At 37.4% G+C, this 26,573-nt stretch carries 19 protein-coding genes; 8 read left to right on the top strand and 11 right to left on the bottom strand.

Annotated elements, in window-relative coordinates; genetic code table 11:
• The first annotated feature begins 97 nt into the window (after positions 1–97).
• Complete coding sequence (locus tag QF004_RS07000) at positions 98–1,333, top strand: YaiO family outer membrane beta-barrel protein (RefSeq protein WP_307424358.1); 1,236 nt, start codon at positions 98–100, stop codon at positions 1,331–1,333.
• Here QF004_RS07000 and QF004_RS06995 read toward each other — a convergent pair.
• From QF004_RS06995 to QF004_RS06980, 4 genes are read right to left on the bottom strand one after another with little or no spacing between them, the layout of a single operon-like run.
• On the bottom strand, positions 1,330–4,770 hold the full coding sequence (locus QF004_RS06995) for a sulfatase-like hydrolase/transferase (RefSeq protein WP_307424355.1): 3,441 nt from the start codon (positions 4,768–4,770) through the stop codon (positions 1,330–1,332). The genes QF004_RS07000 and QF004_RS06995 overlap by 4 nt on opposite strands.
• Positions 4,764–5,840 carry a HEAT repeat domain-containing protein gene (locus QF004_RS06990; RefSeq protein ID WP_133438778.1) on the bottom strand — a complete coding sequence of 359 codons (1,077 nt, stop codon included), beginning with the start codon at positions 5,838–5,840 and terminating at the stop codon, positions 4,764–4,766. The genes QF004_RS06995 and QF004_RS06990 overlap by 7 nt, the downstream gene beginning before the upstream one ends.
• Before the next feature lie 7 nt (positions 5,841–5,847).
• Positions 5,848–6,204, bottom strand: coding sequence for a response regulator transcription factor (locus QF004_RS06985; protein ID WP_133438777.1), 357 nt, complete (start codon positions 6,202–6,204; stop codon positions 5,848–5,850).
• An 11-nt stretch (positions 6,205–6,215) separates the two neighbouring features.
• Entirely contained in the window at positions 6,216–10,115 is a 3,900-nt protein-coding gene (locus QF004_RS06980; protein ID WP_307424351.1) for a response regulator, read from the bottom strand.
• A 269-nt stretch (positions 10,116–10,384) separates the two neighbouring features.
• Between QF004_RS06980 and QF004_RS06975 the strand changes: the two genes are divergently transcribed.
• From QF004_RS06975 to QF004_RS06945, 7 genes are all read left to right on the top strand, one after another.
• A complete protein-coding gene (locus QF004_RS06975) occupies positions 10,385–11,041 on the top strand; it encodes a head GIN domain-containing protein (protein WP_307424348.1) in 657 nt (218 codons plus the stop codon).
• 97 nt (positions 11,042–11,138) lie between these two features.
• Positions 11,139–13,220 carry a M13 family metallopeptidase gene (locus QF004_RS06970; protein ID WP_307424346.1) on the top strand — a complete coding sequence of 694 codons (2,082 nt, stop codon included), beginning with the start codon at positions 11,139–11,141 and terminating at the stop codon, positions 13,218–13,220.
• A 286-nt stretch (positions 13,221–13,506) separates the two neighbouring features.
• A complete protein-coding gene (locus tag QF004_RS06965; protein WP_133438773.1) occupies positions 13,507–15,594 on the top strand; it encodes a M13 family metallopeptidase in 2,088 nt (695 codons plus the stop codon).
• Between the two features lie 235 nt (positions 15,595–15,829).
• Positions 15,830–16,561, top strand: a complete 732-nt coding sequence (locus tag QF004_RS06960; RefSeq protein WP_307424343.1) for an ABC transporter ATP-binding protein — start codon at positions 15,830–15,832, stop codon at positions 16,559–16,561.
• A 180-nt stretch (positions 16,562–16,741) separates the two neighbouring features.
• Positions 16,742–18,970: a thioredoxin-like domain-containing protein gene (locus tag QF004_RS06955; RefSeq protein ID WP_307424339.1), complete on the top strand. Its 2,229-nt coding sequence runs from the start codon at positions 16,742–16,744 to the stop codon at positions 18,968–18,970.
• A gap of 119 nt (positions 18,971–19,089) precedes the next feature.
• Positions 19,090–19,944 carry a S9 family peptidase gene (locus QF004_RS06950; RefSeq protein WP_307424336.1) on the top strand — a complete coding sequence of 285 codons (855 nt, stop codon included), beginning with the start codon at positions 19,090–19,092 and terminating at the stop codon, positions 19,942–19,944.
• A 61-nt stretch (positions 19,945–20,005) separates the two neighbouring features.
• Positions 20,006–20,833, top strand: a complete 828-nt coding sequence (locus tag QF004_RS06945) for a TerC family protein (protein ID WP_133438770.1) — start codon at positions 20,006–20,008, stop codon at positions 20,831–20,833.
• A gap of 103 nt (positions 20,834–20,936) precedes the next feature.
• On the opposite strand, the gene QF004_RS13960 is transcribed toward QF004_RS06945, so the two are convergent.
• The 7 genes from QF004_RS13960 to QF004_RS06915 form a co-directional block, all read right to left on the bottom strand.
• Positions 20,937–21,029: a T9SS type A sorting domain-containing protein gene (locus QF004_RS13960; protein ID WP_373456882.1), complete on the bottom strand. Its 93-nt coding sequence runs from the start codon at positions 21,027–21,029 to the stop codon at positions 20,937–20,939.
• 62 nt (positions 21,030–21,091) lie between these two features.
• A complete protein-coding gene (locus tag QF004_RS06940) occupies positions 21,092–21,916 on the bottom strand; it encodes a flavin reductase family protein (protein ID WP_307424333.1) in 825 nt (274 codons plus the stop codon).
• Between the two features lie 110 nt (positions 21,917–22,026).
• Positions 22,027–22,443, bottom strand: coding sequence for a GxxExxY protein (locus QF004_RS06935; protein WP_307424330.1), 417 nt, complete (start codon positions 22,441–22,443; stop codon positions 22,027–22,029).
• A 103-nt stretch (positions 22,444–22,546) separates the two neighbouring features.
• Positions 22,547–23,797 carry a fumarylacetoacetase gene (fahA, locus tag QF004_RS06930; RefSeq protein ID WP_133438767.1) on the bottom strand — a complete coding sequence of 417 codons (1,251 nt, stop codon included), beginning with the start codon at positions 23,795–23,797 and terminating at the stop codon, positions 22,547–22,549.
• Between the two features lie 74 nt (positions 23,798–23,871).
• A complete protein-coding gene (locus QF004_RS06925) occupies positions 23,872–24,333 on the bottom strand; it encodes a hypothetical protein (RefSeq protein ID WP_133438766.1) in 462 nt (153 codons plus the stop codon).
• Between the two features lie 44 nt (positions 24,334–24,377).
• The gene (gene hppD / locus QF004_RS06920) at positions 24,378–25,508 is read right to left on the bottom strand and encodes a 4-hydroxyphenylpyruvate dioxygenase (RefSeq protein WP_133438765.1); all 1,131 of its coding nucleotides are present in this window, start codon (positions 25,506–25,508) and stop codon (positions 24,378–24,380) included.
• Positions 25,509–25,712: 204 nt separating this feature from the next.
• A complete protein-coding gene (locus QF004_RS06915; RefSeq protein ID WP_133438764.1) occupies positions 25,713–26,498 on the bottom strand; it encodes a hypothetical protein in 786 nt (261 codons plus the stop codon).
• Between the last annotated feature and the right edge of the window lie 75 nt (positions 26,499–26,573).

The raw sequence follows: 26,573 nt of genomic DNA, 5'->3' as shown, positions 1-26,573 counted from the left end.
GTTTCACTTTTTGTTATTAAGCATAACTAAATAAAAGTTCAATATATTTGTTTCCTGAATTTATATAAAATATCTTTTACCCTTTATTTGAAATTTGATGAAAAATTGTCTTGGTTTTTTAATGGTATTGTTATTTCCTTTTGCACTGTACAGCCAGCAAAATTTAAGTGCTGATGAATTGTTCAGTGAAGCGCGGAACGCTGCTTTTGAGCAGAAAGATTATACCACCGCTATTAAACTCACAAAGGAAGCGCTGGAAAAGGCACCGGATTATACCGACATTTCTGTTTTCTTAGGCCGCCTTTACACGTGGACTAATGATTTAAGTTCAGCAAGAGCTGTGTTTGATGGACTTGAGAAAAAAGAAGTTCGTGATGAAGATTTTTTTATAGCATACGCTTCTCTGGAATATTGGAACTACCAAAATGATAAAGCAATTGAAATCCTGAATAAAGGACTGGAGTACCATCCTCAATCCGAAGCGCTTTTATTGTTGAAGGGGAAAGTGGATTTTAATAATTCGAATTACGCAGACGCCGAAAAGGCAGTAAATACTCTTCTGCGAATTAATCCCAAAAATACAGAAGCCAGAGCTCTTTCCATTAAAATAAATGATTTTACTTCTAAAAATGCCATAGGTATTGCCTATAATTTTTCTCATTTTGATAAACAGTTTGATGATGACTGGCATATTGTAGGACTCAGCTATAAAAGGGTTACGCCAATCGGGTCGGTTATTCTGAAAGGGAATTACGCCAATAAATTTGCATCAAGCGGCACTCAGATTGAACTTGAGGCTTATCCGAAGTTATCGAAAATGTTTTATCTGTATGTAGGCGCGGGCTATTCCAATGACGTCGGAATCTTTCCGAAATTTAGAAGCGGTGTTTCTTTAAATGCGAATCTTCCCAAAAGTTATGAAGCTGAAGTAGGCTACAGACAACTTTATTTCAGTAATAATATTTGGATGTATACGGCATCTGTAGGAAAATATTACAAGAATTTCTGGTTTAATTTAAGGACCTATATTACGCCGGATAATGATAATATTTCTCAGTCCTATACCGGAACAGTCCGTTATTATACCACAGGAGCTACGGATTATTTTGCTTTTCAAATCGGAACCGGCATCAGCCCAGAAAGTTATCTCAGCAATTTATTGGAAAACGAAATCTACAAACTGAAAACTTTCAAAATTGGCGGAGAATATAATTTTGCGGTGCAAAAAACAAACCTGTTCTCTATTTCTGCGATGTATTACAATACAGAATATTTGCCTAAAACAAAGGGAAATCAGTATGATTTTTCTCTTGGATATACCAAAAAGTTTTAAAAGTTCGATCGGGTTTTTTTCATGAAGGTGGAGATCACGGAATCTGGCATCAGCTTTTTAGTGCTGTAAAACTGAGAATTCATATTTTTGAACTCTTTGAAACTCCCGTTGGCTTTGTTAAAAGCTGCTTGGTTATTTATACCATTTTCCTGCAGATTATTTAAAAGTAAAAGCTGGTTATTTTGCAGGTGATATTTTCCGTAAACGTAGTCGATCAGTTGATTTTTACTCTGCATTAATGGAATCCTCAATTGGTCAGTTCTTGGTTTTTCTGAAAGACCTCTGCCCACCCAGGTAACAGTAGACGGAGTCGAAATAGTATAATTTTCTCTGTAATAGGCCAGAATCGAAGGTGCCACATCAAAATGGCTTACGATATTTCTAAAATGTTTGGACTCCTTTAGCAGAGGAGAATACACCAACAAAGGAACATGGTAGCGGTCTATTTTCGACTCCAGCGTAATTTCAGGCATGCTGTGGTCACCGGTGATCACAAAAATGGTATTGTTAAAATCTTCGCGTTTTCGGTAACTTTTAAAAAAATTATGTAATGCATCATCCAGATTTAATACTGAAATCAATTGCTTTTTGTTATCCAGCGCCCATTTTTTCTGCTTGTTTGACAGTTGATTTGAATTCACCCGTTGCGTAAACAACTTCTCGTAATAAGGAGCATTATTAATTAAAAACGGATTGTGCGTTGATAAAGTAAGAATAATATCGAAATACGGTTTTACCAATGGTTTCTGAACCTGCAGCATTTTTCCGAAAACAGCCTGGTCCTCATAACCCCAACTTTCGCTGCCTACGCTTGCCGGCAATTTTTGATACGGTGCATCATACGAAAACTCATCTACTATGTGATCTACTTTGCTGTATTCCAAAAATTCTTTTATACGGTCAAAAGAACTGTTGCCGCCGTAGAAAAAACCTGTTTCAAATCCGTTTGATTTTAAAACAGTGTACAGATTGAAATGGTCGGGCGTTTTTTCTATTTCCAAAAAGCCGTTTTTTCCGAAAGGTAATGAACCTGTAATCGTAGGTAGAACGCCAAATGTTCTGCCGGAGGAACTTAAATTATTTTCCCAATAAAGGCTTTTGTGTGCCAGCGAATCGATGAAAGGAGTGAAGTTCCCGACATAGCCGTTCGGCGAACTGTAGGCATGCCCTAAACCTTCGACGAGGACGAAAACAAGATTCGGTACTTTTTCAGATTTGTTCAGATACGAGCCTAAAAAGTCCGGGGTATTTTCTTTTCGCCAAAATGGGAACGATTTGTCGAGCATCTCCGAATTGATTTCAAAATTATTTGAATCACCACCAAAAGCACTTAATTCCGGATGTTCACTAATGAAGTTATCGATGTTAGAATTTAAAAAATAAGCCCATTTGCTTTTCGCGGCGTTCTGATCAAATTCATTTAAACCTTTTGAATGATCTGACAGCAGCATATCATTAGGGACAGAAAAACTGATTGCTCCGAGACCTAAAAATACAGCGCCAACATATTTGGGTTTAAAAGAGGATTTAGAAGCGAACCAGAAAGGAATGAAAGAGAGGGTAACTAAAATTCCCAGTAAGGCAAAGTTTTTATAACTGAGCATTCCGCTTGCCTCTAAAATCTGCTTCATTTCAGCTTTACTGTAATACAGAATATCGGCACCTAATAAATTATGAGATTCTGAAAAATAAATGAATAAAAGGTAGTGGGTGACAATGACGAGGGTGAAGGTGAGGACGATTAAAGTTTTTGCCCAGCTTTCTTTGAGGAAATTTAAAATTAAATAAATGAGCCCAGAACCCATTATCAATTTTAATACAAATATCAGATTATTCAGTAAAAGATGTTCGCCGAGCATTGGACTGTTCAGCGTTTGAAAAGTATGTCGGTACCAAATCCACTCTGAAACGGTTCCCACTGAAAACAGCAGTAAAAAGACACCTGCAAATAGGCCCCACTGATGAAGCCCAAGCTGGAGCTTTGCCCACACCCGCTTTTTGAACGGTAAATTCTGATGGTTCTGATGAAAGCCCTGTCTCGTCATTTCGCCCCAAGCGTGGGATTTTTTAAAATAATCGATAAATCCGCTCACTCCTGCTTTAACCACCAGAGGATGAAAATAGAACGGTTCTAAAAGGGCGGTACCGATTAAGGCGAGGAAATCTTTCCTTTTAGCATAAACCTGATGACTTAAGAGATCTACCAAAATACCATAGATCGAAAAAAGAAATCCTGATGAAATAACCAAAGCGAATAAAATAATAAAGAAAGGCCAGTTGATAATTCCTAAAATCAAAAAAACAATAAAAATAACATAACCTAAAAATTCAACCAGCGGACCCAGGAATTCAAAAAAAAACCAGTAGGGAAGACTGATCATTCCCAGTTTTCCATATTTTGGATTAAACATTAATTTACGGTGCTTCCACAGCGTCTCCATGGTGCCACGCATCCAGCGGTTTCGCTGTTTTTTTAGAATATCCTTTGTTTCCGGTGCTTCGGTCCAGCACAAAGGATCGGGAATGGTGATAACTTCGTAGGGTTCGTTTTGTTCTTCCATATACTTTCGCATACGGACCACCAACTCCATATCTTCGCCAACGGTTTTCCGGTCGTAACCTCCACAGGCGAGAACTATTTTTCGGTCAAAAACACCGAAAGCCCCTGAAATTAAGATTAATCCTGAAGCGCGTGACCAGGCCATTCGCCCTAAGACAAAAGCTCTGATATATTCTAAAGCCTGGGTTCTTCCTAATAGTGTTTTGGGAATATTAATATCAGTGACTTTGCCATTTTCGATTTTACAGTTATTGGCCAGACGGATGATTCCACCACAGGCAATCAATTTTTTATCGGTTTGTTCCAGAAAAGGTTTTGCTAATTTCAAGATCGCGTCCTGTTCCAGAATACAGTCTACGTCGATACAGACAAGATACTCACCGGAAGATATATTGACTCCGACGTTCAGGGCATCTGCTTTACCGCCATTGTCTTTGTCTACGATAATTAATTTTTTGAAGGCGGGGTTTTTGCTTTTATAAACTTCGCGGATCTTATTGGTTTCTATTTCACCCTGTACAAAAAAAGAGACTGCTTCAAGTTCATAAGCCTCAATCAGTTTTAATATCGAATCGTCTTTGCTTCCATCATTTACAATGATGATTTCCAGGTTATGATAATAGAGAGACAAAAGAGATCTTACATTCTCTACGATGGTCATGCCTTCGTTATAAGCGGGAGCAATAACGCTGAAAGTGGGCGCATTCGGGTTAGATGCGATAATGCTGTAATCGGTAAAAGTATTCTCTTTTTTGTACCGGATAACAGCACCGAGCGCATAAATTCCGATCCATCCGTAAACGAGAAATACCGCTGTTCCATACAATAGGAACAGCCAGATGATAAGTTCATAAATGATCTGTGAAAACGCTAACATATCCTTTCCTGCATTGAGTGTTTAATAATTTGGATAATTTGCTCCGGAGCAGATCCGTCTTCTGCCAGACTGATTAAAAAAGATTCCTGGCCGAGCGCGAAAAGAGCTTCGGCCGCGAAGATTTTTAACTTTGGAAAAGGATGCTCAATCAGTTGTGTTTTTAAAAAATCTGTAGAACTTTGGTCTTTTGCCATTTTTAAAGCCTTTATGATTTCAACCTGAACGTCTGTTGTCTGATTCGCATAAGATGCGGTAAGATCATTTACAGTAGAAGGGTTTTCCAGGGACTGTAAGGTTTGTACTGCCTGTATTCTGATCTGCTCTGAAGAATGGTTCAGTAAATGTAGAATTGGAGAATAAAATGATAACATCTGAAATTTTCTCGCTAACCGAAGCGTAAAGATAATGACGGAATTGTTTTCACTTTGTAACCAACTATTTACGGTATCATCGCAATTTTTAGGAATGTGTGGGATCGAAATAAGCAAGCGCAATTGTTGCCATTCCGAAATTTTATTTGAAACGGTATTCAAAAACTGCAGGCCGTTGAAACCTTTAAAACCGACCATCGCATATTGCGCTTCCTGATAAACAAGAGGCGAAGGATGGGTTAAAAAAGAATTTATTTTTGTAACTGCCGCTTCTACCCGCATGGAGGTAAGTTCCTGTATGCCGCCTGCAATAAGGTGAGTTTTTTTTGAATCTAATTTTTTCAAGGCCTCTTTTTCAAGATTATAATCCTGAAAAAGTTTATTGATTTCGTTCTGTGCTGTTCCCGAAAATTTCTTTTCTGAGTCGACCAGTTTTTCTAAAAATAAATCGCGGAAAGAAGAGTTATTAGAATATTGACTGAAAGTGCCGCTGTCTTTTTGTTCTCCTTCATCACTGCCGTGAACAATTGCCTGCGACACTTTGTAATCTATTTCCTTTGACCAGTATATAAGATCGATGAGTTTTTTGAAGAGGTAAAAACTGTAGTACAGTACCCCGGCAATTAACAAGAAAACGATTAACAATATTCCCAGAAATGTATCGAAAAGAAAATGGAGTGAAATGTCTAGAAACAGCATTAGTCTTCTATTTTGAAATCAATCTTTTGGTTCTCAACATCAATTCATTGGGACTGAAAGGTTTCACGATGAAATCAGAGGCGCCCAAATCAAAAGCATTCAGAACCACTTCTTCCTGCCCCATACTCGAAAGCATAATAACGGGTATTTTTTTTCCTGTTGATTTAATGGCCGAAAGGATTTCTATTCCCGAGGCAAAAGGCATCATTATATCCGTGATGATAAGGTTTATGTCTGTGTTTTGTATATGGTCGATGGCTTCTTTACCATTCCGGCTTAAAATAACTTTATATCCATCTTTGAGTAATTTATGTTCAATTGTTTTTAGAATCAATTCGTCGTCTTCGGCGATTAGAATTACCATATCTTTCTTTTTTAATTTAGCAGTCCTTTCATTAAATCCAGCCCAATTGCTATTTCAGTTTTCATCTCTTTCTCCAGTGATTGGCAATCTCCAGATGTTTCTATTTTGTTTTCCCAGTTTGCAGAAGTTTCTGCGAGTTTAAACAGGCCGGCGGTTCCGGCAGTTCCTTTCAGTTTGTGCAGTATCTTTTTAATATCATCAATATTACCCTCTATGATTGCATTTTTTAATCTTTCCTGAGAAAGAGTGAGTTCCTGCAGGACCAAATTTAAGAACATTATTCGGAACTCCTGATCTTCGCCAACCTGTTCATTCAGTAAACTGACATCAAGATATTGATCGCGGTTTACCATTTTGGCAGTTTGTTCATTTTCATGAAGAGCGACATTTTGAATCAGTTTTTCTAAAAGGTCGGCCTGTCTTAAAGGTTTAGGTAAGAAATCGTCCATTCCTGCGGCGAGGCATTTTTCTTTTTCACCCAAAATATTTCCTGCCGTAACGCCAATGATAGGAACTTCTTTATACTGAGGTAATAAACGGATGTGTTTTGTCGCCTCTATTCCGTCCATCACAGGCATCTGAACATCCATAAGGATAAGATCGAAGCTATTGTTTTTGCAGGCATTCAGTGCTTGCATACCATCTGCCATTTCCGTTAAATGTGCTTGCGGAATAAGGGACTGCATGATCTTATTGTTCAATACCATATTCACAGGATTGTCATCAACCAGAAGAACATTTAATGAATCTGGAAACAGAGACTGCTTATTTTCGGACGGACCATTGAGTTCTTCAGTTTGCTTAACCTGATCTTTAACAGCGCGCTTCAATGTAGTGTAAAGTTCATCTGATTTAATCGGTTTTAACAGACAGAAAGATTTGTCATCCTGCCGGAAAGAATTGATCACTTCGTGTTCTTCCGAGGAGGTATGCAATACAATTAGCGGCGAAAGTTCATCCTGCTGGTGGAATAGCTCCTTTATTTTTTGGATGGTTTCCAAACCGGAAATTACCGGCATGTGATAATCCATTAATATAACGTCAAAGCGTTCTCCTTTCATTAAAATCTGAAGCGCTTCCATTCCATTGGCAGCTAATGTTGAGTTGATGTTTTTGTAGGCCAGCATATGTTGCAGAATGATACGGTTGTTTTCGTTATCATCTACAATCAGTGCATTATTTATATTTAAATCCTCTTCATCACCAAAACTTTCAGTTTCATAAGGAACGGTGATGTCGAAATAAAACACAGAACCTTTTTGTGGTTCACTGGAAAGCGACAGGTGACTGTCCATGTATTTTAAAATATTATTGGAAATGGTAAGTCCCAATCCGGTACCGCCATATTTTTTACTTACGGAACTGTCTTCCTGCATAAAAGCATCAAAAATGCGGGTTTGTTTTTCGGCAGGTATACCAATTCCGGTATCCCTCACTGCGAAACGCAACGTGAGGTTTTCGTTTTCTATATTCAGCTTCTCCACTTTGAGTTCGATTTCTCCGTGGTCTGTAAATTTAACGGCATTGCCGAGAAGGTTGATTAAGACTTGTTTGATTCTGGATTCATCCAGCCACAGCGTTTTTGGTAGTCCCTGTTCTATATTCAGAAGCAGTTCTATGTTTTTTCTCTGTGACTGATAAAGAATGACATTCACCACCTGACTTACCAGGTCATAGATATTGGATTTGTCTTCCAACAGTTCCATTTTCCCTGATTCTATTTTAGAAAAATCAAGGATATCATTGATGATATTAAGCAAACTTTCGCCTGACTCATTGATGTAATTGAGGTACTGAGTCTGCATTTCATTAAGCGGAGTTTTGAGTAACAGATCTGAAAATCCAATAACTCCATTGAGCGGCGTTCGGATTTCGTGACTCATATTGGATAAAAATTCGGACTTGGCTTTGCTGGCGATATCTGCTATTTCTTTTGCCTTTTTTAGATCCTCATTTACTTTAATATAATCGGTAATATTTTGTGCCGAAACGATTACGCCACCAATGTTTCCTTCTGAAAGATACCAGGGACTTACTTCTATATTGTAATTTTTCAGTTCGTCACTGCCGGCAACTTTAATCTCTAAGTTTTCATTTTTATAAGCTTTACCTTTTAAGGCATCAAAATATATTTTGGATCTTTCTTCCGGGATATTAGGAGAGATCGTGAACATGTGCTCGCCGATGATTTCGGAATCATTCATGTAAAACTCTTTTTCCCAGGATTTGCTTACAGACAGATAATTGAGTTTTCGGTCGAACATTGCTACAGACACCGGCGTGTATTTAATAAAAGACCGCAGCATCGCTTCCTTTTCTGCCAGTTCCAGATAGGTTCTTTTGGTTGCATCAATATCCTGAATAATCCCAAAGACTTTGGTGCAGACGCCATTGTCGAATTCCGGAACTCCTTTAACTCTTACCCAAATCAGCACACCGTCTGCCCGCAGAAGCTGAAGTTCCTGGTCATAAGGTATTCCTTTTTGTATCGCCTGCTGAAGTGAAAAATTAAGTTTTTCATTATTTTCTCCATGGTAGAATTCTGTGGCATTCTCAAATGTAGGGGTAAAATCCGGCTGTACTTTATGAATCTCCTTCACAGATTGTGACCAGTAAATGGTGTTTTTTCGCAGGTTTAATTCCCATCCTCCTACCTGCGCAACATCACCGGTCTGCTCAAGTATTTTTTTGGTATAAATTAAATCTTTTTCCAAAGCCATTTTTTCAGTGACATTCAGGGCGGTGCTCATGACATAGGGGTTACCTTCTTCATCAGTTTCCAGTATGTTGTGGTACATCCAGATTACTTCTTCGCCACCTTTTTTCTGCAGAAGCATATTTCCTATGTCTTTCTTATTCGACGCAATTCTGGTTAGGTAATCATTCAGTGATGGCCAGTTTGCCTGCGGAACAAGATCCTTTAAATTCAAACCTTTGATCTCCTCTTCGGAATAATCAAGCAGTTCACGGCCTTTTTGGTTAACACCCAATATGTTCCCCTCTAAATCGTGCAGGCTCATGAGTCCGATCGCATTCTGGAAAAAATTTCTAAACCTTTTTTCAGCGTTTTCGAGTTTCTGATTTTCTTCTATCTGAGAGGTGATGTTCCGGCCAAAACAAAAAATATCAGAATGATTTTGTTTGAAGGACCATTCCACGGTTATCGTTTTTTGCAGATCAGTAACAGTGGAGGTGGTGCATAATACTTCATCTTTTCTGGGGAAAGTTTCCGCCAGCGTTTTGAGTTCGGTATTGTTTTCTCCTAAAATAGTTACCAAAGACTGATGAAGCGTACTTTCTTTTTTGATTTCAAAAGCTTCTTCAAAAGCAGGGTTCAGGTCTTTCAGTTTAAAATCCGAATGGAGTACACAAACTAAATTATTGGTAATATCAAAAATCTGTTGAAAATAATCGGCTTGAATATTCTTTTTTTTGTTAATTAAAAGTTTTGTTACGGCTTCAGCCATTTTTTGAAGCGTGATGATCTGGTTTTCGGAAAGTTTTTTTGGCTGGTAGTCGATCACGCAAAGCGTTCCCAGAACAAACCCTTCATCATCGATCAGTGGAATTCCCAGATAGAAACGGATTCCTGCTTCTATAATCAACGCGTTATGAGAAGAACGCTCGTCCAGAAGGGTGTCACTAATAATTAATATTTCCTTGTTAGCAATCACATATTGGCACACTGTATCCTGACGGTTTACAGAATCTAGCTGAAGGCCTACACAACTGTTTATATGCTGCGAATCCTTTGCCATAATAGAGATCAAGGAAACCGGGCAATCTGCGATAAGACTTGCTCCCTCTGCAAAAACATTCAACTCTGGATCTTTTTCCAAATCCAACAAATCCAAAAATTCTAATTTTTCGATACGTTCTCTTTCATTATCGGGGATCGGATATTGCTTCATTTAGTTTAAAGGGCTTGGGGTGATAGTATATTGGGAAAAACCGGAATCAAAGATAGTGTTTCGCAGGTAAATTCAAAATATTTTTCAAATTAAAATAGAGTTATTGGTAATGCTTTCATTTCTCTGAAAATCAACGTGTTTTTTAAAATTAATTTTTCATGTGTAGTAAAGTTAGTCACATGATTTAAATTATTAAAGCAAAATTTTAGGAGAAATTTAAAATAAATTCTGTCGCAAAGCGTTATCTTTACTCCAATAAATTAGAAATTATGAAAAAGATAGCTGTGGGCTTGATGATGTTTGTGATGCAATATTCTTTTGCGCAGGTGACAAGAAATGTAGGAGAATTTTCATCACTGAAAGTATATGATAAAATCAATGTGGTGATTATTCCATCGAATCAAAATAAAGTAGAAGCCGAAAGTGCCGATGTAGAAACGGTGAACAAAAACGGCGAGCTGAAAATAAGAATGGCTCCGGTCAGAATATTGCAGGGAAATCAGGTTTCTGTGAAAGTGTATTATCAAACGCTCAACGATTTGCAGGCCAGCCAGGGATCTTCAATCAGTTCAACCGAAACTTTGAAATCGAAAATGTTGAGTTTAACCGCCAATGAAGGTTCAAGAATTACTTTAGGAATTGATACCGGAAAACTGAATATCAAAACCAATTCCGGCGGAGAAATTAAAGTTTCCGGAAAAGCGGACCATCAGGATATCGTGGTGAATTCCGGTGGTAAATTTAATGGTCAAAATGTAGAATCTCAAAGCGCAACCGTTGCCGCAAATGCCGGTGGAATTGCTGAAGTGTTTGCTAGTGAATCCGTAAATGCAACCACAAGAGCTGGCGGAATCATCGATGTTTATGGCGACCCAGACGACCGCAAATTTAAAAATGTGATTGGCGGCAAGATCACCTTTAAATAGATAACCTAAAGTCATTCAATTAAGAATGGCTTTTTTTATTTACAGAATGTTGTAACAAATAAAAAAAACATCAGACTAAATAAAAAAGGATTTCCTTATGAAAAATATAAACATCGGTATTCTGGCTTTTGCCGGAGTAATCGCCCTGAATTCATGTGCCTCTAAAGTGGCAAATCCGGCACAGCCCGCTGCGCCGGCGGTGGAAACGGTAAAAGAAACGCCGGAAAACGGTTTGGATTTCACCACGTTTGATAAAGCAGTCCGTCCGCAGGATGATTTCTATAATTTTGTGAACGGAAGCTGGATGAAAACTGCAGTAATTCCGGCAGATAAATCAACCTGGGGTTCATTTAATAAATTGGCGGAAGACACGGATAATAATTCGATGACGATCCTTCATTCTTTACTGAATGATAAATTTGCGCCCGGAAGCGAGGGGAAAAAAATCCAGGATTTGTACGGCACTTACATGGATATGGCCAAAAGAAATGCGGACGGAATTTCACCTATCAAAGCCGATTTAGCAAAAATAGATGGCATTAAATCACTTGCAGATTTACAGAATTATTTGATTGAAGCGACTAAAAACGGAGAAAATCCTTTTTACTCTTGGGCTGTGTTTTCAGATTTGAAAGATTCGAAAATGAACGCGGTTTATTTAGGAGATGCCAGCCTTGGGCTAGGAAGAGATTATTATCAGAAGGTAAATCCAAAAAATACAGAAACGCTGGCAAAATATACAGATTATGTTTCTTCGATGTTAAATGTTTTAGGATATAAAAACTCCGGGGCAACTGCAAATAATATTGTTAATTTCGAGAAAAGTATCGCTCAGACTTATCTGACCAATGAGCAAATCCGCGATGCCACCTTACAGTATAATCCGCGAACAATGCCGGAACTGTCAAAGTTGGTGAAAAATGTAAACCTGCCAAAATATTTGACAGAAGTTGGGGTAAAAACGGATAAAGCGATTATCGGGGAATTAAAATATTACCAAAATTTAGATCAATTCATCAATGCGAAAAATCTTCCTTTAATTAAAGACTATATGAAATTTCATCTTCTTTCGGGAAGCGCGAGTTATCTTTCGAAAGATTTAGATGATATGAAATTTAATTTCTACGGTAAATATTTAAGAGGTCAGGATGTTCAGCGAGCGCAGGATAAAAGAGGGTTCGAATTGATCAACAGCTCTCTGGGTGAAGCATTCGGAAAGTTGTATGTTGACAAATATTTCCCGGCTGAAGCAAAAGCTCAGATGGTGGAACTGATCGGTTATTTGAAAAAGAGTTTCGCTGAGCATATCACGAATTTAGGCTGGATGTCTCCCGTTACCAAAGAAAAAGCTTTAAACAAACTGAATAAATTTACCGTAAAAGTAGCTTATCCAGACAAGTGGAAAGACTATTCTAAACTGGCTATTAATCCTAAAGATACCGGTGGCACTTTATACGGAAATCTACAGAATTTAACTTCCTGGCAATATGACAGAGAACTCGAGAAAGTAGGCAAGCCGGTTGACCGTACCGAATGGGGAATGACGCCTCAGACGGTGAATGCATATTACAATCCGGTAAACAACGAAATCGTTTTTCCGGCCGCGATTTTACAGCCGCCTTTCTTTAATCCAAAAGCAGATGCAGCCATTAATTTCGGCGGAATCGGAGCGGTTATCGGTCACGAAATCACCCACGGTTTTGATGATTCTGGAGCACAGTTCGATGCAGATGGGAATTTGGTAGACTGGTGGACGCCAGAAGATAAAGCCAATTTCGAGAAAGCCACGAAAGCTCTCGCAGCGCAATATGACAAATATGAACCTGTTAAAGGAACTTTCGTGAACGGAACTTTTACCAATGGTGAAAATATCGCAGATTTAGGTGGTGTAAATATTTCTTACGATGCTTTGCAGATGTATTTAAAAGACCACGGAAATCCAGGATTGATCAGTGGCTATTCACAGGAGCAAAGATTCTTTATGAGTTGGGCAACGGTTTGGAGAACCCTTCAGAAAGAAGCCGCTCTGATTAATCAGATCAAAACCAATGAGCATTCGCCCGGGTTGTACCGTGCATTCGGTCCACTCGTAAACACTGATGCTTTCTACAAAGCTTTTAATGTGAAAGAAGGAGATCAACTTTATAAAAAACCAGAAGACAGAGTGAAAATCTGGTAATCCAACAGTAAATATTTTAGAAAAATCACTCCATTTATTTTGAGTGATTTTTTTAATGGCGTAACCCTTTTCATGCCAGTGTTAAAAGCGCTTCGGTTGCTCTTAATGCTTTATGATCAGGCCGGGCTTTTCCACTGTATCTTTTTTTGTTACTGCGCTAACCGTCCGAAAAAAAGATGGTCGTTCCAATCTTTTGCCGCGATAACAAATTGAGTCATAAAAGCATTTATAAACAATAAATAATCATTATCTTTGAAATAATCTTAATAATAATCAATAAAGTCTTATGAAAAGAATTACCATCGCAGCCCTCGCTTTTACGGGAGTTGTTTTACTGAATTCCTGTTCAACTGCGAAAGTTGCAACTACAGAAACAGAAACGACAGTAACTACTGATGTAAAGCCAGTACCAACCAAAGACGAGGGAATCAATCTTTCCTATATGGATACCACGGTTCGTCCACAGGATAATTTCTTTAATTATGTCAATGGAAACTGGATGAAAACTGCCGAAATCCCTTCTGATAAAACAAGCTGGGGAAGCTTCAACGCTTTAAGAGAGGATGTTGACAATGCTTCTTTAGGAATTTTAGATAAAATCCTGGCTGACAAATTCGCGCCGGGTTCCGAAGGTCAGAAAATCCAAAACCTGTACGGAACATTTATGGATTGGAACAAGAGAAATGCCGACGGAATTAATCCGGTTAAAGGTGATTTACAAAAGATTGATCAAATCAAAACAGTTGCACAATTACAAAGCTATTTAACAGAAGCAACCAAAACCGGAGATAATCCTTTCTACGCCTGGCGGGTAAGTCCGGATATGAAAAACTCCGTGATGAACGCTGTTTACTTTGGTGGCGCATCATTAGGTTTAGGCCGTGACTATTATCAAAAAGACAACGACGCGAATACCAAAACTTTGGCGGAATATAAAAATTACCTTGCGCAGTTGTTTACCATTATTGGTCAGAAAAACGCAGATCAAACGGCACAGAACGTTGTGAATTTCGAAAAGAAACTTGCGAAAGATCTTTTGACCAACGAGCAGAACCGCGATGCCAATCTTCGTTATAATCCTAAAACATTGCCTGAACTTTCAAAATTGGTGAAGAATGTTAACTTGCCGAAATACCTGACCGAGGCCGGTGTGAAAACGGATAAAGTCATCGTAAGCGAGCTGAAATATTACCAGAATATGGATTCCTGGATGACCGATAAAAACCTTCCGCTGATCAAAGAATATATGAAAGCCAGAATGATTGCCGGTAACGCAGGTAATCTTGATAAGCAGTTGGATGATCTGAATTTTAATTTCTATTCTAAATATCTTCAGGGTCAGCAGGAACAGAGAGCGATGAACAAAAGAGGTTTAGGCGTTATTAATGGAGTCTTGGGCGAAGCTTTCGGTAAATTGTATGTAGACCAATATTTCCCGGCTGAAGCGAAACAGCAGATGGAAACCTATATCGGTTATTTGAAAAAGTCATTCCAGCAGCATATTGCAGACAATGACTGGATGTCTCCCGAAACGAAAGTTAAAGCACAAGAAAAATTATCAAAATTCTCTGTGAAAATCGCTTATCCAGATACCTGGAAAGATTATTCTCAACTGCAACTGACAGGCCCGGCCGAAGGTGGAACGTATTATAAAAACTTACAGAACATCACCGAATGGTCTTATGCAAAGAATTTAGCTAAAGTTGGAAAACCAGTTGATAAAACGGAATGGGGAATGTCGCCGCAAACCGTGAACGCTTATTACAGTGGTTCTAACAACGAAATCGTTTTCCCGGCAGCCATTCTTCAGCCGCCTTTCTTCAACTTCAAAGCAGATCCTGCCGTTAACTTCGGGGGAATTGGTGCGGTAATAGGACATGAGATCGGCCATGGGTTCGATGATTCCGGCTCAAGATTTGACGGAGATGGAAATTTGAATAATTGGTGGACAGACGCAGACCGTAAAAATTTCGATGCAAAAGTGGGGCAACTTGCTGCGCAATATGATAAATACGAACCGGTGAAAGGAAGTTTCGTTAACGGTAAATTTACCAGCGGCGAAAACATCGGCGATTTGGGTGGAGTAGCAGTTGCTTATACCGCTCTTCAAATGTATTTGAAAGATCATGGAAATCCGGGATTAATCAGTGGATTTACACAGGATCAAAGATTCTTTATGAGTTGGGCCACGGTTTGGAGAACCAAATCTACAGAGCAATATATGGTGAATCAGGTGAAAACCGATCCGCACTCGCCAGGTTATTTCCGGGCGTTTGCACCTTTGGTGAATCAGGATTCATTCTACAAAGCGTTCGACATCAAGCCGGGTGATGATTTATATAAAGCACCGGAAGAAAGAATAAAGATCTGGTAAAATAGGATAACAGACATATTTTGAACCCTTTCAGCCTTTAAAAAGGATGAAAGGGTTTTTTAATTAAAAATAAAATCGTCATTATTTTTGTCAAAACATCAGTTTTATAACAATTTATAGTTCTTATTTTTTAAAATTATGTAACGTTTTGAGGAATTTAATTACCAATTAAATAATGAAGTAAAGGTTAAGTCTTCTTTGGTTATTAATTTAGAAACATTTTAATAAATTAGAAATGATCGACAATATAATTGAAATTAAAAATTTGAACTTTGGCTTCGATAAAAATAAACCGATATTAAAAGATGTCAATTTAATGGTACCGAAAGGATCGATCTATGGTTTTCTGGGTTCCAACGGTGCTGGAAAATCCACAACGATGCGACTGATAATGGGACTTTTTAATGATGATGCAAATTCTGTAAAAGTGTTTGATACGTTAGTTTCAAATTTGTATCCGGAAGGTTTTAATAAAATTGGTTCCCTCATCGATTATCCCGCTTTTTACGATCATCTTTCCGGCTATGATAATTTAAAGATTGTATGTATTTTGAGGAACTTGAACATTAGTAGAATCGATGAGATTTTAGAATTGGTTGGACTGACAGAGGCGAGAAATATAAAAATGAAAAAATATTCTCTGGGGATGAAACAAAGATTAGCAATTGGTTTGGCTTTAATCAGCGATCCTGAACTGCTGGTTTTAGATGAGCCCGTAAATGGATTGGATCCGAATGGAATGAAGGAAGTTCGGGAACTATTGATTAAATTAAATCAGGAATATGGCGTCACAGTTTTTATTTCAAGTCACTTGCTTTTAGAAATCGAAAAAATGGTAACACACATTGGGATCATTTCAAATGGGGAGATAAAATTTCAAGGCAGTAAAGAGGATCTTAATGAACTCTACCGATTCCAGAAAACAAAATTCAGCTTGAAAATGCCAAAAACTTTGCAGCGCTTTTAGCAGAAAATTATCAGGTAGAATTTAAAAATGAGACGGATTGTGAAATCGTAACCAATTCACCCAAGCAGATCTCTGACATCAATAAAATTTTAGTTGATCATGGCGCAGAGATTCATCAGATCTCTCCTGCAGGAGGTTTAGAAGAATGGTTCATGGAAATTTCAAAACAAAATTAGAAAGATGAAGAAAAGATCTACTTTAGCAATGGTTTTCAAAGCAGAATGGCTGAAAATCAAAGGTTTAGGGTTAGTCACAATTGCAATTGTTTTTGCGCTGTTTCTTCCTGCATTATTTTTTACTATTGGTGTTTTTAGCGAGAATGCACGCCTTTACGATGGTTTGTTAACTAAGGCCGCCACCAAGGATATTAAGGAATCCATTGGGCAATTTGGCGGTTTCTTTATGCTGTTGTTTATCATTATTTCGGCAACCAGAATTACCCAGACCGATCATAAAAATAACGGCTGGACCTTCCTGGAAACACAGCCAGTTTCAAAATTAAGTATCTATAGCGCTAAATTTTTAGTCCTCACGCTATTAAGTTCTATCATGTTTATGGTTTATTTTTTATCATCCACATTATTTTCAAATCTTACCCTATTTATTTTCCCGCAGAAAGAGCTGCAAATGGGAGTAGATTTTTATTGGCAGTTTCAAACATTCGCGAGAGTCTTCCTTTTAAGTCTGTGTATCATTTCTTTCCAGTTAATGCTTTCGACTATCATTACTGGTTTTATCTGGCCTTTTGCCATTGGATTTGTAGGATTTGTTATCAATATTGTGGCAGCAGTTCGACAGGAAACGTATGATTTTATTCCTTATAATGCTGTACAAACGGGTTTAAAATTTAAAGATTCTTTTCAGCTCAATCATTTTTTTAACTATACGGAATATCTGAGTTTATTTTGGACATTATTGTTTTTCATTATCGGATATTTTTGGTACAGTCGAAGGGGATTTAAAAATGCTTTTCTGAATAGCAGCAAAGCGAAAGTTTCTACAGTAATTGGAATAATCGTGTTTGTGAGTATGTATTATTTCATAACAAAGCCTATTTATCCACAAAAATTTAAAGATCATTCTGTAATTAGTGGTTCAATCCAATCTCCAAAACCGATTAAAAATGTTACCATAACTTCTGAAGAATTCGGCGATAATATTGTTCAGATCCCAGTGATAAACGGTGAGTTTACCTGGAATACTAAAGAAGAAATTCCCTTCGCTCAATATGCCATCAGCTATGAAGGTAAATCTTATCCCTTCGTATTTTCTAAAGGCGACAATTTACATTTCGATATAAAAATGGATGATAAACAATCAGTTGTTGTAGTAAAGGGCACGAGAAAAGCCGAAGATCTCTTCAGGAAAATGGAAAAGTATAATTCTTCTTTTTACGATTATATTGTAGCTGATAAATTGTATAGCGATAGTCCATCATTGTTTTATAAGGAAGCGCAGAAACACTGGAAGAATGAATTAAAGGATTTAGAAGATTTTAGAACAGCCGAGAATATCTATCTTGCAAGTGATTTTAAGGAATACCAACTACAGAAAAAAGCGACAAAAATGCTATCTGCTTTTTATGATTATCAAAAAATAACCTCCTTTACCGATAAAAAGTTTGCCCCTGGTCCGTCCTTCATCACTGAATTAGAAAATATTATTCGAAAACCCAGTCCTTTACTATATGCCACCGATACTTATAAATCCTGGAAATTGAAAGAATTATTGCCAAAAGAAGGAAGTGCAAATCCAGACAGTATCCTATTTGTTAAATTAGCAGCAATGACTTCAGGCAGTGCGAAAGATCAACTTTTAAGTACCCAGATCATTAAAATGATAAAGATGGAGAATGATGAAGCTAAGAGGAATTTAATATTTCAGGAAAATATTGACGGTATTAAAAATCTCAAGTTTAAAAATTTTGTAGCGAAAAATTTAGAAATTGTCAACAATCAACAAAAAGGAAAAGCGTTTCCAGCTTTGGCTTTTAAAGACACCGATGGAAAGAAAGTTAATATGTCTCAATTCAAAGGAAAGTTTGTCATCATTGATTTCTGGGCAACATGGTGTGCGCCCTGTAAAGAAACTTCTCCCGTTTTTGCCTATCAAGCCAAAAAAAATAAATATAATAATAACCTAGTTTTTCTGGCCATAAGTTTAGACCAGGACCAAAATAAATGGAAACTGGACTTAAAGAACACACGGTCTAATGTGAAACAATGGTGGCTATCTGATGCAAAAGCTTTACAACAGCTTGGTGTAGAAGGTGTTCCCAGATTTATGATGGTGGATCCTGACGGTAAAATTTTCAATGCAAATATGCCGCGTCCCAATGAAACCAATTTCGCGGATATTATAGAAAAAGTCTCCCGTAATTCCACCAACCAGATGGTTCAGGTCTATTAAATATTTATAATTAACATGAAATTTAGTTTTGTTATTGAATTTGAAGTCCTTTCACTCTAATCAGGTAAAAGGATTTTTGTTTTTAATCCGTAACTTTAAAGAACATAAAACATATTCAAATGAAACTCAATATCGAAAAAAATATCATCATCAAAAACGCTGAGACCCATGATTTTTTAGCGGACGCCTATTACCCGGAAGATGCAGAAAAATTACCGCTCGTTATTTTCGCCCACGGTTACAAAGGATATAAAGATTGGGGTGCCTGGGATTTGATGGCCAAGAAATTGGCGGAAGCAGGTTTTTTCTTTGTTAAATTTAATTTTTCGCACAATGGAACAACAATCGCGCAACCCAAAGACTTTGCAGATTTAGAAGCTTTCGGACATAATAACTTTTCTAAAGAAATGTCAGACTTTGATGAGGTTTTGAATCATTTTTATAACCATCTGAAAATCGATAATGAAAAAATCTGCATCATCGGTCACAGTCGTGGTGGCGGAATTACCGTTATTAAAACATTTGAAGATGAACGCATAAAAATCCTGATCACTTTAGCCGGTGTCAGCAATTTTAAATACCGATTCCCGACGAAAGAACGTTTTGAAGACTGGAAAAGAGAGGGAGTGATGTACTCCGAAAACAAAAGAACGCATCAGGAAATGCCGCATTATTTTCAGTTTTTTGAGGATTTTGAGAAAAATGAAAGAAGATTTGATATTCAATATGCTGCGCAACATTTAGAAAAACCCTTCCTTATTATTCAGGGAACCGATGATGAGGCTGTGAAAGACAAAGAAGCATTTCTGCTGAATGAATGGTGTAAAACTTCAGAACTTGTACTTTTAGAAAATGCGAACCATACTTTCGGCGCCAAAGAACCCTGGACAGAAAATAAGCTGCCGGAAGATTTAGAGAAAGCAAGCTCAAAAATGATTCAATTTATGAGGAGCCATTTTGAAACTTTAATGTAAACAAAAATTAATATTAGATAAATTCAGAAATGCTTTATTTTTACCGACCAAAATTTAATTTATGATGTTACTGTCAGTGCTCGAATTTCCAGATTTTAGTCAACCGCAAATCTGGATCAGTTTATTAACCCTTACTTTTCTAGAGATTATTCTCGGGGTTGATAATATTATCTTTATTTCTATCATTTCTGATAAATTACCTAAAGCCAGACAAAAATTTGCCAGAAATATCGGGTTGACATTTGCGATGGTGTTCCGGGTAGGATTATTATTAATGATCAACTGGATCATCGGTTTGAAAGAACCGATCTTAACGTTACCGTTTTTAGAAGAACCGGGAACTGATATCGCATTGGCACTAAGTTGGAAAGATTTAATCCTATTGCTCGGAGGGATTTTCCTGATTGGAAAAAGCACCTTTGAAATCCATGGGAAAATGCAGCTTCACGATGAAAATCACAAACCAAAATCTGCAGGTTCTTCCCTGATGACCATGGTGATTATTCAGATTATTTTAATCGACATGGTTTTCTCGCTCGACTCTATTCTTACCGCGATTGGTTTGGTAGATAATGTGATGTTGATGATCATTGCGGTGGTTATTTCCATTGGGATTATGATGGCTTTCGCCGGTCCTATTTCTGCGGTTATCAATAAATATCCAAGTTTACAAATGTTGGCGCTTGCCTTTTTGGTGGTGATTGGGGTAATGTTGGTGGCAGAAGGAATTCATCAGCATGTGAGTAAAAATATCATTTATTCCTGTCTTGCGTTCAGTTTATTGGTCGAAGTTTTAAACATCAAACTGAGAAATAATCAAAACAGGAAAGCGCTGAAATTAAATCCGGATCTGAACAAAGATTTAAGCATCAAAGATGAAAACGATTAATACAGGTTTTTCATTTTTTGAAAATGAATTGGTATAGAATCTTCTTAATAGAAGAAAAAAAATCCTGCTTCGAAAATTGAAGCAGGATTTTTTATTTTAGGAATTATTCTTTAATGATTTTTGTGGTATAATTTGATCCTTTATCAGTGAGCACTTTCACGAGATAAAAACCAGGTTTTAAAGTGGGTAGAGCGATCTCTTTTTCAGCAATTTTGTTTAAAAAACAATTAAAAAGATCTGAGTTTTCTTTTTAAATCCTTAGTTACATTTCAATATTTTCCACGCTTCCGCAATTTTATTGTGGTGAAGAAGTTTCTGTGCCTCACGGTGAATTTCTTCATCAGACGTGAAATTGCCCTCCGGTAAATCTTCGGTATTGGCGAGCATTCCCAAATCATTTCCCGTGAAAACAGTGCTGAACTTGATTTCATCAGGTAATCTGTCAAAGCCAATTCCTTTGGTTACTAAAGGTTTTGGAACTTCGAACAAATTATTTTCATTATTTCTGGAATACCAGTTTCCACCCAATCTTGCGACGAGATCCAATTTCTTTTGGTCAAGATTTCCGTCTTCATTCAGGTATTCTTCCCGAACATGAATTTTTATTACTTCGCAGATGACTAAATTTCCGGCTCCTCCTTCAGATCCTAAATGTTTAATTTCTATAACTTTACATTCCAGGTTGACGGGGCATTCTGCGATCAGTTTTGGCTTTACCAGATCTGCGTCTTGCATGGTCAGGCCCGATTTTACAAACTCGTTGACTTCTTTCTCATATTCCGTAGAAGCGAGTGAAATCTGCTGAACAATTTTATAATTCACGATGCCGATGACCACTTCGGGAACTTCCAAAACATTTTCTAAAGTATGTTTCGTGGTATTGTCCCGAACTCTCCGCGCCGGCGAAAAAATCACAATCGGCGGATTAGAACTGAACATATTAAAGAAACTGAAAGGACTTAAATTCACATTACCGTCTTTATCAACCGTTGAAGCCAAAGCGATCGGCCGTGGAGCAATCGCTGTCTGCAGCAGCGTTTGCAATTGAAAGTTGTTTAAATCCTGAGGAGATATTGTTTTCATATTTTATTACAATGATATTTTTTTTTAACACATTAGTCACATTAGTTTTAGTGTATCACTTGGAAAATATTTAGTACACATTAGCTGGGGAAAAATCAAAAATTTATTGATCAACTTTTTGGAAGTTTTTTAAAGTGTGAACTTACATATGTTTCATGACCTTCATGATACAAATTAGTTACATTAAAATTAACCAAGATTGCTTTAGGTACTTTCAATAAATTCATGTAGTTCATTGTTTGTGCTCTGTGGATATTAAAAAACTCAGTTACTGCCTTTAATTCCAAAACAATAAGATCTTCGATTAAGAAATCGCATTTAACCAAACAATCAATAGGTTCTCCTTTATAATTGAATGGAATTGTCAACTCTGATTTGTATTCTATATTTAATAAATCCAATTCTTTTTTGAGACATTGATGATAAATGTTTTCGTAAAGTCCAGGACCAAGTATTTTATGAACTTCGATACAAGCTCCAGTAATTTTATACGTTAGTTCGTTAATATAAGTTTGCGTAATTTCCATAGCCATTATAAAAATCTTTGATTTTTCAATCTTATGTGATCTAATGTTTACTAGAGTAGGTTCTTTAAAAGTAAACTAATGTGTTACAAAAATACTTTATGGTTTACATTTTAGCCGCCAACACTTTCCCTCTAACCTCGCCAAAACCAACGCGCATTCCTTCTTTTTCCGCATAACCTCTCATAATTACCGTGTCATTATCATTGATGAATTGACGTTCTGTGCCGTCTGATAATTTTAAAGGTTCCGTTCCCCGCCACGTTAATTCCAGCATGGAGCCGAAAGAGCTCCTTTCGCTGCCCGAAATGGTTCCTGATGCGTAGAGATCACCAACCTCTACATTACAGCCATTCACGGTGTGATGCGCCAGTTGTTGCAGCATATTCCAGTACATGAATTTGTAATTGCTTTTAGAAATCAAATTTTCTTTTCCGTTTTCCGGTTGAATATAAACCTGAAGATGGATGTCAAAATTTTGCAGTCCTTCAAATTTCAGATAATCTAAAACTTCCGGTTCCTGTTTAGGAGAATCAGTTTTAAAGGGTTTTAAAGCTTCTAAAGTAACCACCCAGGGCGAAATTGTAGAGCAGAAATTTTTACCTAAAAAAGGTCCAAGCGGAACATATTCCCAACTTTGAATATCTCTGGCGGACCAGTCATTAAACAGGACCAATCCGAAAATGGCATCTTCGGCTTCGGCAGTCGAAATACTGTCGCCCATTTCGGTATTTTTATTTACGATGAATGCCATTTCCAGTTCAAAATCGAGTTGTTTACAGGGACCAAAAATTGGATTTTCCGCGCCGGCAGGTTTCGTCTGACCTTTCGGACGGTGAAATTCTGTGCCGGAAACCACGATAGATGAAGCCCGGCCGTGATAGCCAACCGGAAGATGTTTCCAGTTCGGAAGCAATGCGTTTTCCGGATCACGAAACATTTTTCCAACATTGGTGGCGTGTTCAATGCTGCTGTAGAAATCGGTATAATTGGGAACGTGAACCGGCATCATCATCTGTACTTTATCAAAATCATAAAAACACTCTTCAATCGTTTTCTTATCGCCCGCCAGTTTAGAATTCTCTCCCAATATTTCCTGGAGTTTTAAACGTACAGCTTTGGTCACCGGTTTTCCCAGTGCAATAAATTCATTTAAAGTAAAGGCCTCGAACACATTTTCGTCAATACCTTCGATTTCATCAAAAAAACCGTAATCGTACAAAGTGGCCAGATCAATTACCTGATCACCGATCCGGGAGCAACAGGCAATGTATTCTTTGTTGAAAACTCCGACACCAAAGGGAATGTTATAGATCGAAAAGTCTGAGTTTTCGGGATATTTGATAAATGATTTCATATTAATTATATTTAAAGAAAAGGTTCAAAAGAATGAATTTACATTGCTGTTTTGAACCTTATTTTGTTTGCAGTTTATTTTTTGTTAATGGCTCTTTCCTCGATCCATCTTTCCTTAGAGTTGATGTCGATGAGGTAAAGAATTTTTTTCTGTTCGGTCATTAAAAAAGTTTTGGTCACCGGAATTGGGATTTTTCTGTCTTCTAACCGATCTGCCCGAAGCGAAATAATCTGGTGAGTAGACCGGACAATATCACCGGAGAAAACATTGACTGAGGATTCCCCGGTTTTCTTATCATCGAAAATTTCTACATAGGTGGCCAGATTCCCTTTAATAATGATAAAATTCCTTTCGGTATGATCATCGAAATCTTTAATCAAAACAAATTTGATATCGTTGATATTTACGTTTTCCAGATTTCGGTTGATGCCTCTTTTTTCTTCGAGCCGGTCTAAAATTGCGTTGATGGAACCATACTGTGCTTTCACTCCCAATGCTGACAAGGAAAACAGAATAATGAAAAATATTTTTTTCATGGTAAATTTTAATTTGAAGTTAGCGGCAATTTTAGATTAATATTTTAAAGATTTCCTCTTTTTTCCTGTTCTCTTTCCAGGGCTTCAAATAGGGCTTTGAAATTTCCGGCACCGAAACTTTGCGCGCCATGTCTTTCGATAATTTCGAAGAAAAGGGTAGGGCGGTCTTCCACCGGTTTGGTGAAAATCTGAAGTAAATAACCTTCTTCGTCATGATCGATTAATATTCCCAGTTCCTGAAGTCTCTTTAAATCTTCATCGATATGGCCAACTCTTTCGGGAACCATTTCGTAATACGCTTCTGGAGGAGCAGAAAGAAATTCGATTCCTCTTGCTTTTAATTCTACAACCGTTTTGATGATGTCTTTGGTGGCCACTGCGATATGCTGAACACCTTCGTCTTCGTAAAAATCCAGATATTCTTCTACCTGAGATTTTTTCTTTCCTTCCGCAGGTTCATTGATCGGGAATTTTGCAAAACCGTTTCCGTTGCTCATTACTTTAGACATCAGGGCAGAATATTCGGTGTTGATTTGTTTGTCGTCAAAACTTAGAATATTCACAAATCCCATCACCTCTTCGTACCATTTTACGACCGGAAGCATTCTGTCCCAGCCGACATTTCCAACGCAATGATCTACATATAAAAGCCCTACATCAGCTGGCGCATAATCACTTTCCCATTTTTGGAAACCCGGCATAAATTCACCGGTATAATTTTTACGTTCTACAAACATGTGAACGGTTTCACCATAAGTGTAGATTCCGGACATTCTTACTTCGCCGTTTTCATCGGTGAGCGTAGTCGGTTCCAGATAAGGTTTGGCGCCGCGTTTGGTGGTTTCTTCGAAAGCCGAATAAGCATCATCTACCCAAAGCGCGAGAACTTTTACGCCATCGCCATGTTTTTTCTGATGTTCACAAATCGGGGAATCAGAATTGAGTCCGGAAGTTAGTACGAGTCGAATTTTGCCCTGTTGCAAAACATAAGAAGCACGGTCTCTGATCCCTGTTTCCGGTCCGGCATAAGCTAACGACTGAAAACCAAAAGCTGTTTTGTAAAAATGGGCTGCCTGCTTGGCATTTCCGACATAAAATTCGATATAATCTGTTCCGTTAATCGGCAGGAAATTCTCTGCTTGAGCGATCTTCTCGGCAAATGTAAGTGTTGACATTTTATTCTTTTTTAGATATTGCAAAGTACAAAAATTTCAGGAGTACTAAAACGGTGTGAAATAAAATGCAAATACTGATATGTTTTTTTAAGTTTTTTTAAGTCTAAAATTTCCTGATCATTCAACATATATTTGCAATACTAAGCGTAGAGCCTCGACGATTCTAAGAACACAAATGATTTAAACTAAGCCCAGTTCTGAGGCTTAGTTTATTTTTAAAATATTGCCATAATCGGGATTGAAATTGTCCCAGATTTTCCAATGGTTATCAAGGTTTTTTATAAAATAAAACTGCGTATTCAAATGATGGACAACGTAGCTGTTTTCTTTATCATCTTTAAAAACCAAATTCCAAAATTCCCGTGTTTTAATTACTTTAAGTTCCGGATCTTCTGAGATTTTAGTGATTTGAAAAATCTCGTAGTTTGAACGGTTATTTTCGGTAACAAAAACCAGATTCTTATTTCCTTTTTCCTGAAGATATTGAGTGGTGCGTTCTAATATGGGTGAATCTTTACAGACTATTGTTGAAAATTCCGCCACATTGATTGCGGGCAAATGTTTCAGCGCATCAAACTGAAACTGGCAGAACTTAGTGACCAATTCTTTATCAGATAGATAAGTATTGCCGTCATCATTTGGTGCACTGTCGTCTTTTTGAAAATTTTTATGAATATAATCATTCAGATCAGTTTTGCCCAGAAAGATGCAAAGTTTATCCAGTGTTTTGATAAATCGCAGATCATTATGCGTCTTTATCTGATATTCGTTTTCATAGAAGCGCTGTAAGGTAATCGGTGAAATCGTAGTTCCCAGACTTAGCCTTTTCTCCTCAGTTAATATCGGAGACTTAGCCAGATGTTTGGAGATAAGATCTGCCAGAATAACATACTGGCTTCTTTTCCAGTCATCAACTATTCCCAAAAGTGATGAATTAACCTCAGGATGACTCCTGATGTCTCCTTTTATTGCGTTATAGATTTTTTCCAAATCAGATGTTTTTGTTTCACAAATATAGTATTCTTTAGCTGATATGGATACATCAGTGATTATTTAATAATTTTT

Origin of the sequence: Chryseobacterium sp. MDT2-18, from assembly GCF_030815285.1 — a bacterium.
GTDB lineage: Bacteria > Bacteroidota > Bacteroidia > Flavobacteriales > Weeksellaceae > Kaistella > Kaistella salivictor.
This window is presented reverse-complemented; position numbering and strand designations above follow the sequence as displayed.